The sequence below is a fragment of the Methylophilus sp. genome, from assembly GCF_052437885.1.
Taxonomy (GTDB): Bacteria; Pseudomonadota; Gammaproteobacteria; order Burkholderiales; family Methylophilaceae; genus Methylophilus.
This window is the reverse complement of sequence record NZ_JBQVPB010000015.1, coordinates 19,432-33,378: the sequence shown is the minus strand read 5'-3', so window position 1 is coordinate 33,378 and position 13,947 is coordinate 19,432. Positions and strand designations below refer to the sequence as shown.

At 56.1% G+C, this 13,947-nt stretch carries 13 protein-coding genes; all 13 read right to left on the bottom strand.

Annotated elements, in window-relative coordinates; translation table 11 throughout:
- Positions 1 to 43: 43 nt before the first annotated feature.
- Positions 44 to 1,321 carry a D-amino acid dehydrogenase gene (locus ACT6RZ_RS13445; RefSeq protein ID WP_444702604.1) on the bottom strand — a complete coding sequence of 426 codons (1,278 nt, stop codon included), beginning with the start codon at positions 1,319 to 1,321 and terminating at the stop codon, positions 44 to 46.
- A 259-nt stretch (positions 1,322 to 1,580) separates the two neighbouring features.
- On the bottom strand, positions 1,581 to 2,546 hold the full coding sequence (gshB, locus tag ACT6RZ_RS13440; protein ID WP_444702603.1) for a glutathione synthase: 966 nt from the start codon (positions 2,544 to 2,546) through the stop codon (positions 1,581 to 1,583).
- Positions 2,547 to 2,564: 18 nt separating this feature from the next.
- Positions 2,565 to 3,875 (bottom strand): glutamate--cysteine ligase, encoded by a 1,311-nt coding sequence (gene gshA, locus ACT6RZ_RS13435; protein ID WP_444702602.1) that lies wholly within the window; start codon positions 3,873 to 3,875, stop codon positions 2,565 to 2,567.
- A gap of 63 nt (positions 3,876 to 3,938) precedes the next feature.
- On the bottom strand, positions 3,939 to 4,916 hold the full coding sequence (gene lipA, locus ACT6RZ_RS13430; protein WP_444702601.1) for a lipoyl synthase: 978 nt from the start codon (positions 4,914 to 4,916) through the stop codon (positions 3,939 to 3,941).
- Complete coding sequence (gene lipB / locus ACT6RZ_RS13425) at positions 4,906 to 5,520, bottom strand: lipoyl(octanoyl) transferase LipB (RefSeq protein WP_444702600.1); 615 nt, start codon at positions 5,518 to 5,520, stop codon at positions 4,906 to 4,908. Before lipB ends, lipA begins: the two co-directional genes overlap by 11 nt.
- A 17-nt stretch (positions 5,521 to 5,537) precedes the next feature.
- Positions 5,538 to 5,840: an HP0495 family protein gene (locus ACT6RZ_RS13420; protein ID WP_444702599.1), complete on the bottom strand. Its 303-nt coding sequence runs from the start codon at positions 5,838 to 5,840 to the stop codon at positions 5,538 to 5,540.
- Between the two features lie 23 nt (positions 5,841 to 5,863).
- A complete protein-coding gene (locus ACT6RZ_RS13415) occupies positions 5,864 to 6,961 on the bottom strand; it encodes a D-alanyl-D-alanine carboxypeptidase family protein (RefSeq protein ID WP_444702633.1) in 1,098 nt (365 codons plus the stop codon).
- A 150-nt stretch (positions 6,962 to 7,111) separates the two neighbouring features.
- The gene (locus ACT6RZ_RS13410) at positions 7,112 to 8,179 is read right to left on the bottom strand and encodes a septal ring lytic transglycosylase RlpA family protein (RefSeq protein WP_444702598.1); all 1,068 of its coding nucleotides are present in this window, start codon (positions 8,177 to 8,179) and stop codon (positions 7,112 to 7,114) included.
- 50 nt (positions 8,180 to 8,229) lie between these two features.
- A complete protein-coding gene (gene rodA / locus ACT6RZ_RS13405; protein WP_444702597.1) occupies positions 8,230 to 9,327 on the bottom strand; it encodes a rod shape-determining protein RodA in 1,098 nt (365 codons plus the stop codon).
- Positions 9,320 to 11,251, bottom strand: coding sequence for a penicillin-binding protein 2 (mrdA, locus tag ACT6RZ_RS13400; protein WP_444702596.1), 1,932 nt, complete (start codon positions 11,249 to 11,251; stop codon positions 9,320 to 9,322). The genes rodA and mrdA overlap by 8 nt, the downstream gene beginning before the upstream one ends.
- A gap of 4 nt (positions 11,252 to 11,255) precedes the next feature.
- The gene (mreD, locus tag ACT6RZ_RS13395) at positions 11,256 to 11,732 is read right to left on the bottom strand and encodes a rod shape-determining protein MreD (protein WP_379058545.1); all 477 of its coding nucleotides are present in this window, start codon (positions 11,730 to 11,732) and stop codon (positions 11,256 to 11,258) included.
- The gene (gene mreC / locus ACT6RZ_RS13390) at positions 11,729 to 12,841 is read right to left on the bottom strand and encodes a rod shape-determining protein MreC (protein WP_444702595.1); all 1,113 of its coding nucleotides are present in this window, start codon (positions 12,839 to 12,841) and stop codon (positions 11,729 to 11,731) included. The genes mreD and mreC overlap by 4 nt, the downstream gene beginning before the upstream one ends.
- A gap of 29 nt (positions 12,842 to 12,870) precedes the next feature.
- A complete protein-coding gene (locus tag ACT6RZ_RS13385; protein WP_055830500.1) occupies positions 12,871 to 13,914 on the bottom strand; it encodes a rod shape-determining protein in 1,044 nt (347 codons plus the stop codon).
- Positions 13,915 to 13,947 lie beyond the last annotated feature (33 nt).

Below are 13,947 nucleotides of genomic sequence, written 5' to 3'. Positions count from 1 at the left end.
GCGCTCCTGATGCACGGTTCTGACCCGTCTGGGCAAAGCCGGGCTATCGTTTTTGATAGCGTGAATATTGCAAGTCCTGGGTTTCTATCGCCGGTTTCTCGCCGGCGACCAGATCAGCCAATACCTGGCCTGAACCGCAAGCCATGGTCCAGCCCAGTGTGCCATGGCCGGTGTTCAGCCATACATTTGGCAGGCGGCTATCAGCCTGCCCTATGATAGGGGTGCCATCTGGCGTCATCGGGCGCAAGCCGGTCCAGAAACTGGACTGTGTCAGGTCCCCCGCTTGCGGGAATAGCCCGGTGAACACTTTTTCCAGGGTCGCACGGCGGTGCGGGTTGAGCGTCAGGTCAAAACCTGCCAGTTCAGCCATGCCGCCTACCCGTATGCGCTGGTCAAAGCGCGTGATGGCGACTTTGTAGGTTTCATCCATCACGGTAGAAACGGGTGCGGCATCACTGTTGATCACAGGCACGGTCAGTGAATAACCTTTTACCGGGTAGACCGGCAGATTCAGGCCCAGGCCTTGCATCAGTTCGCGTGAATAACTACCAAGGGCGACCACATAATGGTCTGCCGCCAGCGTTTCTATCCCCTGCGCACCATTGATCTCCACCGCCTGCAGCTGGCCGTTTTGCGTGAGCAGGCGCGTGATGCTCACGCTCTGCCTGAATTGCACGCCCAGGGTTTGCGCCAGAGCCGCGAGGCGTGCGGTGAACAGCTGGCAATCGCCGGTCTCATCGTCAGGCAAATACAGGCCGCCCAGCAACTGGTCTTTGACCTGACTCAAAGCTGGTTCAATGCGGGCGCAGCCATCCGGGTCCACATGCTGAAAAGGCACGCCCATATGGCTGAGCACCGCAATATCCTTGGCTTCTACATCCAGTTGTTTTTGCGTGCGGAAAACCTGCAAGGTGCCTAGTGTGCGCTCTTCATAGCGGATAGCTGTATCCGCACGCAACTGGCGCAGGCAATCACGGCTATATTCGGCCAGGCGCACCATGCGGGATTTATTGAGGGTGTAGCGTTCGCTGGAGCAGTTGCTGAGAAATTGCGCCATCCATTGCGCTTGCCAGTGGCTGAAATCAGGTCGCAGCCTGAGTGGCGCATGCCGCTGGAACAGCCATTTCAGTGCTTTGTAAGGTACGCCAGGGCCAGCCCAGGGGGCAGCGTAGCCAGGGGAGATCTGGCCGGCATTGGCAAAACTGGTTTCCAGCCCAACTGCCGGCTGGCGGTCTATGACGGTGACAGCGTAGCCTTTCAACGCCAGATAATAAGCGCTTGTTACCCCTATCACCCCAGAACCCAGCACTAGCACACGCATGCCCTAAACTCCTGCCACAGCCAACCATGATATAACCGGCTTAATTAAACCGTTTAAACCATATTAGCAAACTTGATAAACAAAACGTTAGTCGATTGCAGGAATTTGTGTTTTAACGCTGCGCTTAAGGTGCCATCTGGCGTATGGGTGCGGTGCAGGTGCGCACAAAAGCGCCAGTAAAAAGTCTGGCGCCACCGGCGTGCAGTCTGTCAGGCCGGGAGCCGCGCTATGCGCGGCAGTTAAAAAACAGAATGACTTTTTATTTTTTCAGCGATGTTTCCAGCGCCTCTACCATCAGCGCGGCCGGGTCGCACGGTGCTGCCCAGTCACGCGATTGCGCGGCTATCTCTACCATGCCGGTCGGGCTGGTGACATTCACTTCGGTCAGATAATCGCCTATCACATCCAGCCCCACCAGAAACAGGCCGTGTTGCTTGAGGGTTTTGCCCACTGTTTGCGCAATTTGACGGTCACGCGCACTCAGCGGTTGGGCGACGCCTTTGCCGCCGGCAGCCAGGTTGCCCCGCGTTTCACCGGTTTTGGGGATGCGCGCGAGTGCATAGGGCAGCGGTTCGCCATTGATGATCAGGATACGTTTGTCGCCCAGGGTGATTTCCGGGATATAGCGTTGCACCATGATGGTCTGGGTTTCAAAGCGGGTCAGTGTTTCCAGGATGGAAAAAATATTCGGGTCATCTTTACGCAGGCGGAAAATACCGCTGCCGCCCATGCCATCCAGTGGTTTGACGATGATGTCGCCATGTTGCGCCAGAAAAGCCAGTATTTTTTCGCGCTGGCTGGTGACGATAAACGGCGGTGTGAATTGTGCAAAGCGGGTGACAGCCAGTTTTTCGTTCCAGCCCCTGATAGCCGCCGGGTCGTTGACTATGGTCGCACCTTGTTGCTGCGCCAGTTCCAGCAGGTAGGTGCTGTACAGGTATTCATTATCAAACGGCGGGTCTTTGCGCATGAGCACGGCGTCAAAAACCGTGGGCGTATGCGTGGTTTTATCGCCGCTAAACCAGTCTTGGGAAGTGCAGCCTTTGTCTGTGAACTCAAAAGTTTGCGCATCGACCAGGGCGAGTTCGCGCTGCAAGTGCCAGTCATGCTGCTCGCACACATAGAGCTGGTGCCCGCGTGCCTGTGCGGCGCGCATGATGGCGAGGCTGGTGTCTTTATAGGCGGTCAGTGTATGCAGCGGGTCTAGTATAAACAGCAGTTTCATCATGCGCCTTAGAGTCGATTATGCGTTCAGCGGGTCATTTTCCTGTAATTCCATGCCGGCCGCCAGCAATGCCAGGCGCGCCACCACACCATAAGCGTAGAAGCGGTTAGGCGGCGCATCCGGCGCGCCAGCACAGTCGGGCAGGGTACAGGGCTTTTCAAAGGCCAGCGGCACAAACTGCATGCCGGGTGCATTGAGGTTCTCATCCACTCCGCGGCTGGTGTGCACGCGGTAAAAACCGCCGATCACAAAGTGATCCATCATATACACCACCGGCTCGGCCACCGCGTCATTGATGTTCTCAAAGGTGTAGACGCCTTCCTGTATCATCACTTCGGAGACTTCTACACCTTCTTTGATCACCGACATTTTGTTGCGTGTCTTGCGGTTGAGGTCGCGCACTTCGTCGGCCGATTTCACGCTCATGATACCCATGCCGTAGGTGCCTGCATCGGCTTTAACGATGACGAAAGGCGCGTGCTCTATGCCGTATTCGGCGTACTTGGCCGCGATTTTTTTCAGCATGGCATCGACTTTGTCAGCCAGCTGGTCTTCACCGACGCGGGCATGGAAATCAATGCCGCTGGCCGTATCAAAATACGGGTTGAGCAACCAGGGGTCTATATCCAGTAGCTTGGCAAAACTGGCCACCACTTTGTCATAAGCGGCAAAGTGTTGCGATTTGCGGCGTACGAACCAGCCTGCGTGCAGCGGCGGGATCAGGTTCTGCTCCAGGTTCTGCAGCAGCTCGGGCACACCGCCAGATAAATCGTTATTGAGCAGGATGGCACAGCTGTCAAAAGCCGGGTAATCCACACCTTCAAAAGTGACCGCCTGCAGTTTGAGGCGGTTCTTCTCACGCACCAGCGGTTCCAGGATCAGTGGCAGGCCATCGTGGGTCTCCAGCCTGGCGACTTCGGTGATCTCGGGCGAGAGGCTGCCTACGCGTACCTCCATGCCAGCTGCTTTCAGGATATGGCAAAGTTCGACCACATTGCGCAGGTAGTAGGTGTTACGGGTATGGTTTTCCGGGATCAGCAATAAACGGCGCGCGTCAGGACAGATCTTTTCCACCGCCACCTGGGCTGCCTGCACCGCAAGACTAAGGAACTCAGGATTGAGGTTATTAAAACCGCCGGGAAACAGATTGGTATCCACAGGTGCCAGTTTAAAGCCGGCATTGCGTAAGTCTACACTGGCATAAAATGGCGCGGCGACTTCCTGCCACTGGCCTCGGAACCAGTGCTCTATGTCTGGCATGGCTTCCAGCATGCGCTTTTCCAGGCTGACCAAGGGGCCGCTCAGGGCGGTGGTTAAATGTGGAACCATATATTGCTCCTATGCAAATCTTGGGCTGGGGTTTTCAGGCGATAAGTCCAGCGCTGCTTTTCATTATGCTTGTTGCGCGATGACGCCGTGCGCCTGCTGGTCAGCATGGTAGCTGCTGCGTACCATGGGGCCGCTGGCGGCGTTATCAAAGCCCATGGCGTCAGCCTGTTGTTTAAACCAGGCAAACGTATCCGGCGTGACATAGCGTAGCACAGGCAGGTGATGCACACTGGGTTGCAGATATTGCCCCAGCGTCAGCATGCTGACATTGTGCGCACGCAGGTCACGCATCACTTCTATGATCTCTTCGTCGGTTTCACCCAGACCCAGCATGAGGCCTGATTTGGCAGGCACATGCGGGTACATCTCGCTGAATTGCTTGAGCAGGTTGAGGGAGTGCTGGTAGTCAGAGCCGGGGCGCGCCTGTTTATACAAGCGCGGTACGGTTTCCAGGTTGTGATTCATGACATCGGGTGGTGCTTCACGCAGTATCTTGAGCGAGATATCCAGGCGACCACGGAAATCCGGCACCAGGATCTCGATTTTGATAGCGGGTGATTGGGCGCGGATAGCGCGTATGCAATCGACAAAATGCTGGGCACCGCCATCAGGCAGGTCATCGCGGTCTACCGAGGTGACGACCACATAGCGCAATTTCATCTGCGCAATGGTGCGTGCCAGGTTTTCCGGCTCATTGGCGTCTGGCGGTAGCGGTTTGCCGTGCGCCACATCGCAGAACGGACAGCGGCGGGTGCAGATATCGCCCAGTATCATAAAGGTCGCAGTGCCGCCACTAAAGCATTCGCCTATATTGGGGCAGCTGGCTTCTTCACACACGGTATGCAGGTTATTGTCGCGCAACACCTGCTTGATCTCCTGAAAGCGGGCCGAATCCGGCACTTTCATGCGTATCCATTCCGGCTTGCGCAACACCGGCATGGGCACGATCTTGATCGGGATGCGCGAGGTTTTCGCGGCGTCTATCTCTTTGACGCCAGCGACCTTTTTAGCCGGGCGTTCAGTTTGGCATTTATCTGACATACGCCAGTTTCTCTTTCAGTCTCTGGGTTAACTCAGCGGCTATGTCAGCCATGGTTAACGGAATATTCAATGCTGTGGTTTGCGTCATCTGCATTCCGGCATAGCCACACGGGTCTATGTCGGCAAATGGCTGCAGGTCCATGTTTATATTTAAACTTAAGCCATGATAACAGCACTGATTTTTAAGGCGTAATCCTAATGAGGCGATTTTTTTACCGGCCACATAGACCCCAGGCGCATCAGCGCGTGCTTCAGCAGCCACGCCCTGGCCTGCCAGGCATTCTATCAGGCTGTTTTCCAAGATGGTGACGAGTTGCCGTACATTCAAGTGATGTCGTGCCAGATCTATCAAACAATAGATGATCAGCTGGCCGGGGCCGTGGTAAGTGATCTTGCCGCCACGGTCTACATTCACCAGCGGAATGTCGTTATCCGGCAGGCGCACTCCGCGGCGGTTGAGGCCCAGGGTATATACCGGCGGGTGTTCGGTCACCCACAGCTGGTCGGCAGAACCGGCATCGCGCTGTGCGGTATAGGCCTGCATCTCGGCCAGGGTGACTGCATAATCAGTCAGGCCCAGCTGGCGAATTTCCAGGGCAGGCATGGGATGTGCAGGGAGGACTACAGCACGACCTTGACCATAGGGTGCGAGGTCAGGCTGCGATAGATATCGTCCAGTTGCGGTTTGGAAGTGACGTAGACCAGGCAGGTCAGGCTCTGGTATTTGCCAGTGCTGCTGCCACGGAATTCGATCAGGTGGTCGCCAAACTCGGGCAAATGCGCTTGTATCACACGCGTGATTTCAGCGATAAAGTCAGCATGTGTTTCGCCCATCACCTTGATAGGAAAGTCGGTAGGAAACTCAATCAGGGTTTCCTCTGTGCCAGGGGTCTGTTCTGGCGTATTCTGATCTTGCTCACTCATAGGCTCACCTGTTGCATACGCTGTTACTGCAAGTACAAACGCACTTGGTCTATCATGCGTGAAAAAATATTGCTGGCTTCGACGGCCTGTATGGTCACCAGTGGCACGCTGTGTACCACCTGGTTATTCAGGGTGAATTCGATCTTGCCGACTGCCTGGTTTGCTTTCAACGGCGCTTCCAGTGGCTTGGCAATGCGAACATTGGCTTTCATATTGGCATATTCACCTTGTGGCAGGGTCAGGTAGACAGGCTTGGCCACGGTCAGATCGACTTCGCTCTCTGTGCCTTTCCAGACTTTCTGGCGGGTGATGGCTTTAGCGGCCGGATAAATCAGTTTTGATTCAAAGAACTGGAAACCGAAGTTCAGCAGTTTCTGGCTTTCGGCCGCGCGCACGTTGTCTGAAGTCGTGCCCAATACCACAGAGATCAAACGGAAATCGTTACGCTTGGCAGACGAGATCAGGCAGTAGCCGGCAGATTCGGTATGGCCGGTTTTCATGCCATCCACGCTAGGGTCCAGAAACAGCAGGCGGTTACGGTTAGGCTGGGTGATCTTGTTATAGGTATAAGACTTTTGCGAATACAGGCGCGCATAGTCTTGCGGATAATCACGGATCAGGGCGTTGGCCAGGATAGACAGGTCACGCGCCGTGGTCGTGTGGGTAGGGTCAGGCAAGCCGGTCGAGTTGATAAAATGGCTGTTCTTCATGCCCAGCGCCACCGCTTTCTTGTTCATCAGCGTGGCGAACAGCTCTTCGCTGCCGGCAATGCCTTCTGCCAGCGTGATGGCGGCATCATTGCCGGACTGTATGATCAGGCCATGCAACAGCTCGTCTACCGTGACCGTCATGGTGGTGTCGATAAACATTTTAGAGCCTTCGACCTTCCAGGCTTTATGGCTGACCGGCAAGGTCTGCGTCAATGAAAGACGCTTTTGCTTGACCGCTTCAAACGCCAGGTAAGCAGTCATCACCTTGGTCAGTGAGGCCGGCTCCACCGGCATATCCGGGTTACTGGCAGCCAGTAACCCGCCGGTATTGGCGTCACGCAGGACAAATGCTTTAGCAGCCAGCGTCGGTGAAGGGACATTCAGGGTGACGGTTTCAGCCGCCAGCGTGATGATAGGTAAAGAAAGTAGAAGTGCAATGCAAGAGCGCCACATGGTTAGTCACTTAACGAGAAAAACAGTCAATGAGAAAAAACCCTAAACGGGAAACAAATTTCACGCAGGAAAACCTGGCGCGAAAAAAACAATTACCTGGATAAACAATTACCGGGATAAGATCAGTGCAGGTAACTGCAGTTGGTCACGCATCTGGCTGGCAGCCTGTGCGGCCAAAGCGTGATCTGGATACGGCCCCAGTACGACCTGGAACAACTTGCCATTATACACTTTGTTGAGCAGGGTTTGTGTCTCGGGCATGCTGTTGGAGATGCGTTTCTGCAAGCGGTCGGCATTTTCTTCCTGGCCAAAAGCCCCTACTTGTATATAAATGCCATTGGCTTCCAGCCCGCTGGCGCTAGTGTTTGCTGCGGCGGAAGTGCTTGCAGGCGTCGGCGTGCTTGCAGGTGAAGCTGCGCTGGTAGAGGCAGGCACGCCTGCGGACACAGACTGGACGATCTCCCTCGTTACTTGCACGGTCTCACTGGCGGCCGGCGGCGCTGCCGGTGCAGATTGTGTGGTGTCTATCAGCGAGATCTCAACCTGGCTGGAGCCGTGGCGTATGATATCCAGCTGTTTGGCCGCCGCGTACGATAAATCAATGATGCGCGGACGCCCGAACGGACCGCGGTCATTCACCCTGACGATCAACGATTTACCGTTGCTGAGGTTGGTCACGCGCGCATAGCTGGGCAGAGGTAGGGTCTTGTGCGCGGCAGAAAGCTTGAACATATCATAGACTTCGCCGCTGGCGGTCTTGCGGCCATGGAATTTTTTGCCATACCACGAAGCATGGCCGGTCTGGCTGAACGGTGCGCTGATGGCAGTCATGGGCGAGATCGTCTCGCCATTGACGATATAAGGTTTGGTGGTGGACTTGACGATAGGGTCCAGCCTGGGCGTGACTGTGGTTTCCAGCGGGATATTCGGGTCTATGCCATCGGTGGCATTGCCTTCGAACTCAGGTTTGGGGTCTATATTGATGACGCGCGGCCCCATGATGGTCGGTGCCGAAGGCGCAGATGCCTGCGGTTTGGCGCTTGGCCGCTGATCTGGCGTGGATTTGCTGGCAGGTGGTTGTGCAGGCGAGGTCTGGCGTGGCGGCATACTGCTGCTACAGGCGGCCAGCAGGCTGGTCAGTAGCAGAATTACCGGCAGGTTTAAATTGAAAGACATTCTATCCTCACAAATGACAGCACTAATCAGTCGCCACTGATTGGTCGCTACTAATCTGTAGCCACCAGGCGTTTATGCGATTGCACGCTCATTAACAGACCCAGGCTCAGGCCCAGTGTCAGCAGCGAGGTGCCGCCGTAGCTGACCAATGGCAGCGGAATGCCGACCACCGGCAAAATACCGCTGACCATGCCCATATTCACAAAACAATAAGTGAAGAAGGTGGCAGCGATGCTACCCGCCAGCAGGCGCGAAAAAGTATTTTTGGCTTGCGAGGCAATGATAAAAGCGCGGCCTATGATAATAATGAACAGCAGCAATAACAGGCAGCAGCCGACCAGGCCGAACTCTTCGGCAAATACGGCAAAAATAAAGTCTGTGGTGCGTTCAGGCACAAAGTCCAGTTGTGACTGGGTGCCGTTCAGCCAGCCTTTGCCGGTCATGCCGCCGGAGCCGATCGCGATGGTGGCCTGTATGATATGGTAACCGGCGCCCAGCGGGTCCTGGCTGGGGTCTATCAGGATCTCGACCCGGCGTCGCTGGTAGTCATGCAGCATGGACCACAGGATAGGTAGTGCCGCGCCGAACGCGATCGCGCTGCCAAAAATGAATTTCCAGCTCAGCCCGGCCAGAAAGATGACGAAAAAGCCGGAGGCAAACACCAGGGTGGCGGTGCCCAGGTCAGGCTGTTTGGCGATCAGTAATACCGGCACCAGCAAGATCACACCGGCCACCAGATAATCAGCGGTGCGCAACATGGTTTCGCGTTTGGAGAAATACCATGACAGCATGATGGGCACTGCCAGTTTCATCAGCTCCGAAGGCTGTATCTTGGTCACGCCCAGGTTCAGCCAGCGCCGTGCGCCGTGGCTGATATCACCTATCAGCGCCACCGCCAGCAACAGGGTCAGGCCGAAGATATACACCGGAAACGCGATACGTTCTATCAATAGCGGCTGGGTGTTCGCCACCAGCAGCATCACTGCCATCATGATGATGATGTTGATGATCTGTGCATTCACCTTGGTCAGCGACTGGCCAGCGGCGCTGTACAACACCATCAGCGCCACCACCAGCACCATGAGCACGGTGGCCAGCAGGATAGAATCTATGTGCCGTATAAAGCGTACGATCAATTGTCTAATCATGTGGCTCCTCTTCTACTTCTGGCGCATTCGGCACCGTGGCTTCAGGCGCCGCGGCCGCAGCCGGGTCTACCGGCACTTTGCCCAGCAAATAATAATCCATCACCTTGCGCGCGATCGGGCCGGCGGTCGAGCCGCCATGGCTGCCGTTTTCAACGATCACCGCCACGGCGATCTTGGGGTCGTCAGCGGGGGCATATGCAATAAACCAGGCATGGTCGCGGTGGCGCTCGTTAATCAGCTTTTCGTTGTATTTCTCGTTCTGCTTGATGCCCACCACTTGCGCGGTACCCGTTTTGGCCGCGATCAGGTAGCCGGCATTGGCACCTATCGCCGCTGCAGTACCGCCAGGCTGTGTCACATCCATCATGCCCTGTTTGACGATCTCCAGGTTGTTGGCGCTTAAATTCAACTGGTCGGCGATCTCGTGTGGCAACAGGCTGACCTGGTTGGTCTTGGAGTTGACGATGGCATTCACCAGGTGCGGCCGTATGGATTTGCCGCTGTTTGCCAGCATGGCAGTCGCGCGCGCGAGCTGCATGGGGGTGACCAGGGTATAGCCCTGGCCGATACCGACGATCACGGTCTCGCCCATATACCAGGGTTGTTTAAAACGCTTTTTCTTCCAGGCCGGGGTAGGCAGCAAGCCGGATAATTCGCCCTGGATATCGATATGGGTTTTTTCGCCAAAGCCAAAATGCCGGACAAAATCGGTCAGCCTGTCTATGCCCAGCTCCATCGCCAGGCCATAAAAAAAGGTGTCGCAAGACACGGTGATCGCTCTGCGCATATCTACCGCGCCGTGGCCGGAAGGCTTCCAGTCACGGTAGCGGTGACGGCTGTTAGGCAGCATGAAATAGCCGGGGTCGCTGATGGCAAAAGGCGGCTGGCGTTTGCCTGACTCCAGGCCGGCCAGGGCGACGAACGGTTTGAAAGTAGAGCCTGGCGGGTAAATGCCTTTCAGGCTGCGGTTGATCAGTGGTTTATCCAGCGAATTATTCAGCAGGTTCCAGTTATCGTAATCAATGCCATCGACAAACAGGTTGGCGTCAAATGAAGGCATGCTGGCCATGGCCAGCACCTCGCCGGTTTTAGGCTGGATGGCGACCAGGGCACCGCGTCTGCCGGCGAATTCGTGTTCGGCGATCTCCTGCAGCTTGGCGTCCATAGACAGCACGATGTTATTGCCCGAGGTCGGTGACGCACTGGAAAGCACACGCACGGCACGGCCATCGGCATCGATCTCCACCTGCTGGAAACCGGTGATGCCATGCAGCTGCTCTTCATAAGCCTGTTCTACCCCGGCTTTACCGATGTGCTCGGTGCCTTTGTAGTTCGACAGCTGGTTATTCTCTTTCAGTTGCCTGAGGTCGTTCTCGTTGATGCGGCTGATATAGCCGATGGCATGCGTACCCAGCGTGCCATAAGGATAGTGGCGGAACAGGCGTGACTTCAGTTCTACACCGGGAAAGCGGAAGCGGTTGACCGCGAACTTGGCTGCTTCGTACTCATTGAGATGGGTGCGGATAGGGATGCTCTCAAAAGTGTGGCTTTGCCCGCGCAGCTTTTTAAAGCGCTTTAAATCGGTGGGTGAGATCTCGACCAGCTGACCCAGTTCTTCTATCGTATCCTGCAGGTCATCGGTTTTAGACGGCGTGATCTCCAGCGTGTAGACAAAAAAGTTATGCGCCAGGATGATGCCGTTGCGGTCAGAGATCAGTCCGCGGTTGGGCGTGATGGGCACGATAGAGATGCGGTTGTTCTCAGCCAGCGTCTGGTAGTAGTCGTAGCGGTAGATCTGCAAGAAATAGAAACGCCCGGCCAGCGCCGAAAACGCGGCGATCACCACTAATACCAGAAAAACCAGGCGTACCCTGAACTTGTGCTGTTCGTTCTGATGGTTCTTGAGTTCGGTGCTGTACCCCATGCGCTTACAGCTTTTTCGGGCGCGACAGTTCGCCAAACCACATGATCATGATTTGCCAAAGGATAAGGTCGGAGATGATAGGCAGGCCATACGTCCAGTCCGGCAATTCGCCGCCGGCAAACAGCTTGAGCAACATGATCAGCAGGCGTTGCATGCCAAACAGGAAGATCAGGTAAAGATAGAGCTGCCAGCGATTGAACAGCACCAGGCGGCGCTGGTAGATCAGGCCGAGAAAAGCGGTGATCGAAAACGTCAGCGCGTGCTGCCCCAGCAGGCTGCCGGTGGCCAGGTCTACCAGTAGCCCGGCAAACCAGACCCAGCCGATATTGCAGTGGTAAGGCGCCTGCAACAGCCAGTAAAGCGCGATCACCAGCAGGAAATCAGGACGGATAATGACGCCGGAGTTAGACCACGGATAGAGCTGGAACACCAGCCCGACCAGCAGCGTAAAAAAGAAAGTACTGAATTTAACCGGCTTCATGGACGCTCCGGTGTGGTCGTGGTCGGGTTGCCAGGCGTGCCGGCCGGTGAGGTGCCTGCTGGCGGTGCTGCCAGTGGCGTGGCTGCTGCTTCGCTGTCTGAGGTTTCCAGGCTGGGGATCTCAGTCACGGGATGCGGGTCCACAGCGGCATTGTTTTTTTGCAGCACATCGACCACTGATTGATCCAGGTGCTGGGCGTTATTGCGCGGCAATACCGGCTTGTTGTCAGTCACCGGGTTGATGGCCGGCGATTCCGGGATCTTCAAGATCAATACGTGTTTATGGTTGTTGACCCCGGCGATAGGGCGGCTGACGATCTTGGCAAATGGCGAATCCTGGCTTTGCTTGATCTGCGTCACGATGGCGACCGCCAGACCGGCAGGGTAGACGCCGTCTATGCCTGAAGTCACCAGTTTATCGCCGACCTTGATATCGACGCTGGTCGGCAGGTAGGGGATGTCCAGCGTGTTGCGTTTGCCCTCGCCAAAGGCGATCGCGCGCAACTGGTTGCGTTCGATCTGGATAGGGATAGACAACTTTTTGTCGGTGATCAGCGTGACTTCACTGGTGAACGGGTAAACGCGGGTGATCTGGCCGACTACGCCCTGTTCATCGACCACCGCCTGCCCGGGCGTGATGTCGTGGCGGCTGCCGCGGTTAAGGGTGATGATATTGCTGAACGGGTCGCGCCCCATATGCATGACTTCACCCAGGGTGGCTTTGGGGATGATAGGCGCATCACCGGCCAGCAGGGTGCGCAGATGCACATTCTCGGCATCCACCGTGGCCAGCCGTTGCAGCGCGGCACTGTCGATCAGGCCTTGCTGTTTCAGCTTGAAGTTTTCCTGGATCAGCTGGTTATGCGAGGTGAAGTAGGTGTTGATATTGCGCCCCCACTCATTCGGGGCGCTGGCGACGATCTCCAGCGGGTGCAGCGCGGCGCTGAACCATTGGCGCACCTGGCTCAGGTACTCGAAGCGCGCATCTATGGCCATCATGACCAGCGACAGGGCGCAAAAAAACATCAGGCGTGAAAAAGGCCGCGGCCCCTGGATAAAAAAGGCCGGGGATTCGTGCGGATCAAGCTGTTGGTGTATGCCTTTGAGCATAATGAGGGTAGCGCCAGCCGGACCTTTTCTTATTCACTGGCAAACACATTGCCCAATTTGTCCATTTCTTCCAGCGCGCGGCCACAACCACGGGCCACGCAAGTGAGCGGGTCTTCAGCCACAATCACAGGCAAGCCGGTCTCTTCGACCAGCAGGCGGTCGAGGTCGCGCAGCAATGCGCCGCCGCCGGTCAATACCATGCCTTTTTCAGCAATATCGGCACCCAGTTCCGGCGGGGTCTGTTCCAGTGCAGACTTTACTGCACCGACGATGGAATTCAGTGGTTCAGTCAGTGCTTCCAGGATCTCGTTGCTGGAAATCGTGAATTTACGTGGCAGGCCTTCGGCCAGGTTGCGGCCGGTGACTTCCATCTCCAGCACTTCAGAACCCGGGAAAGCGGAACCTATTCTTTTCTTGATCGCTTCCGCTGTCGGCTCGGAGATCTGCATGCCGTAGTTGCGGCGTATGTAGTCTATGATGGCCTGGTCGAACTTGTCGCCACCTACGCGTTCGGATTTGGCATAAACGATACCGCCCAGCGAGATCACGCCTACTTCGGTAGTACCACCACCGATATCCACCACCATAGAGCCGGTGGCTTCTGCGACTGGCATGTCGGCGCCTATGGCCGCTGCCATAGGCTCTTCAATCAGAAACACCTGCTTGGCACCGGCGCGCTCGGCTGATTCCTTGATGGCGCGGCGCTCAACCTGGGTAGAGCCTACCGGCACACAGATGATGATGCGTGGGCTAGGGGAGAACCAGCGGGATTCGTGAACTTTACGGATAAAAAACTTGAGCATCTGCTCGGTGATGGTGAAGTCGGCGATCACGCCGTCCTTCATCGGGCGTATCGCCTGGATATTCGCTGGCGCACGGCCCAGCATGCTTTTCGCATCAGAACCTACCGCCAGCAACACCTTTTTTCCGTTTGGTCCGCCTTCGGTTCGAATCGCCACTACAGACGGTTCGTCCAGCACGACACCCTTGCCGCGCACATAAATCAGCGTGTTGGCTGTGCCAAGGTCAATGGCGAGATCATTGGAGAAGTAGCTGTTGAGTGCACCGAACATGTTTTATCCTGTAAAATTCCGACTTTTGAACTG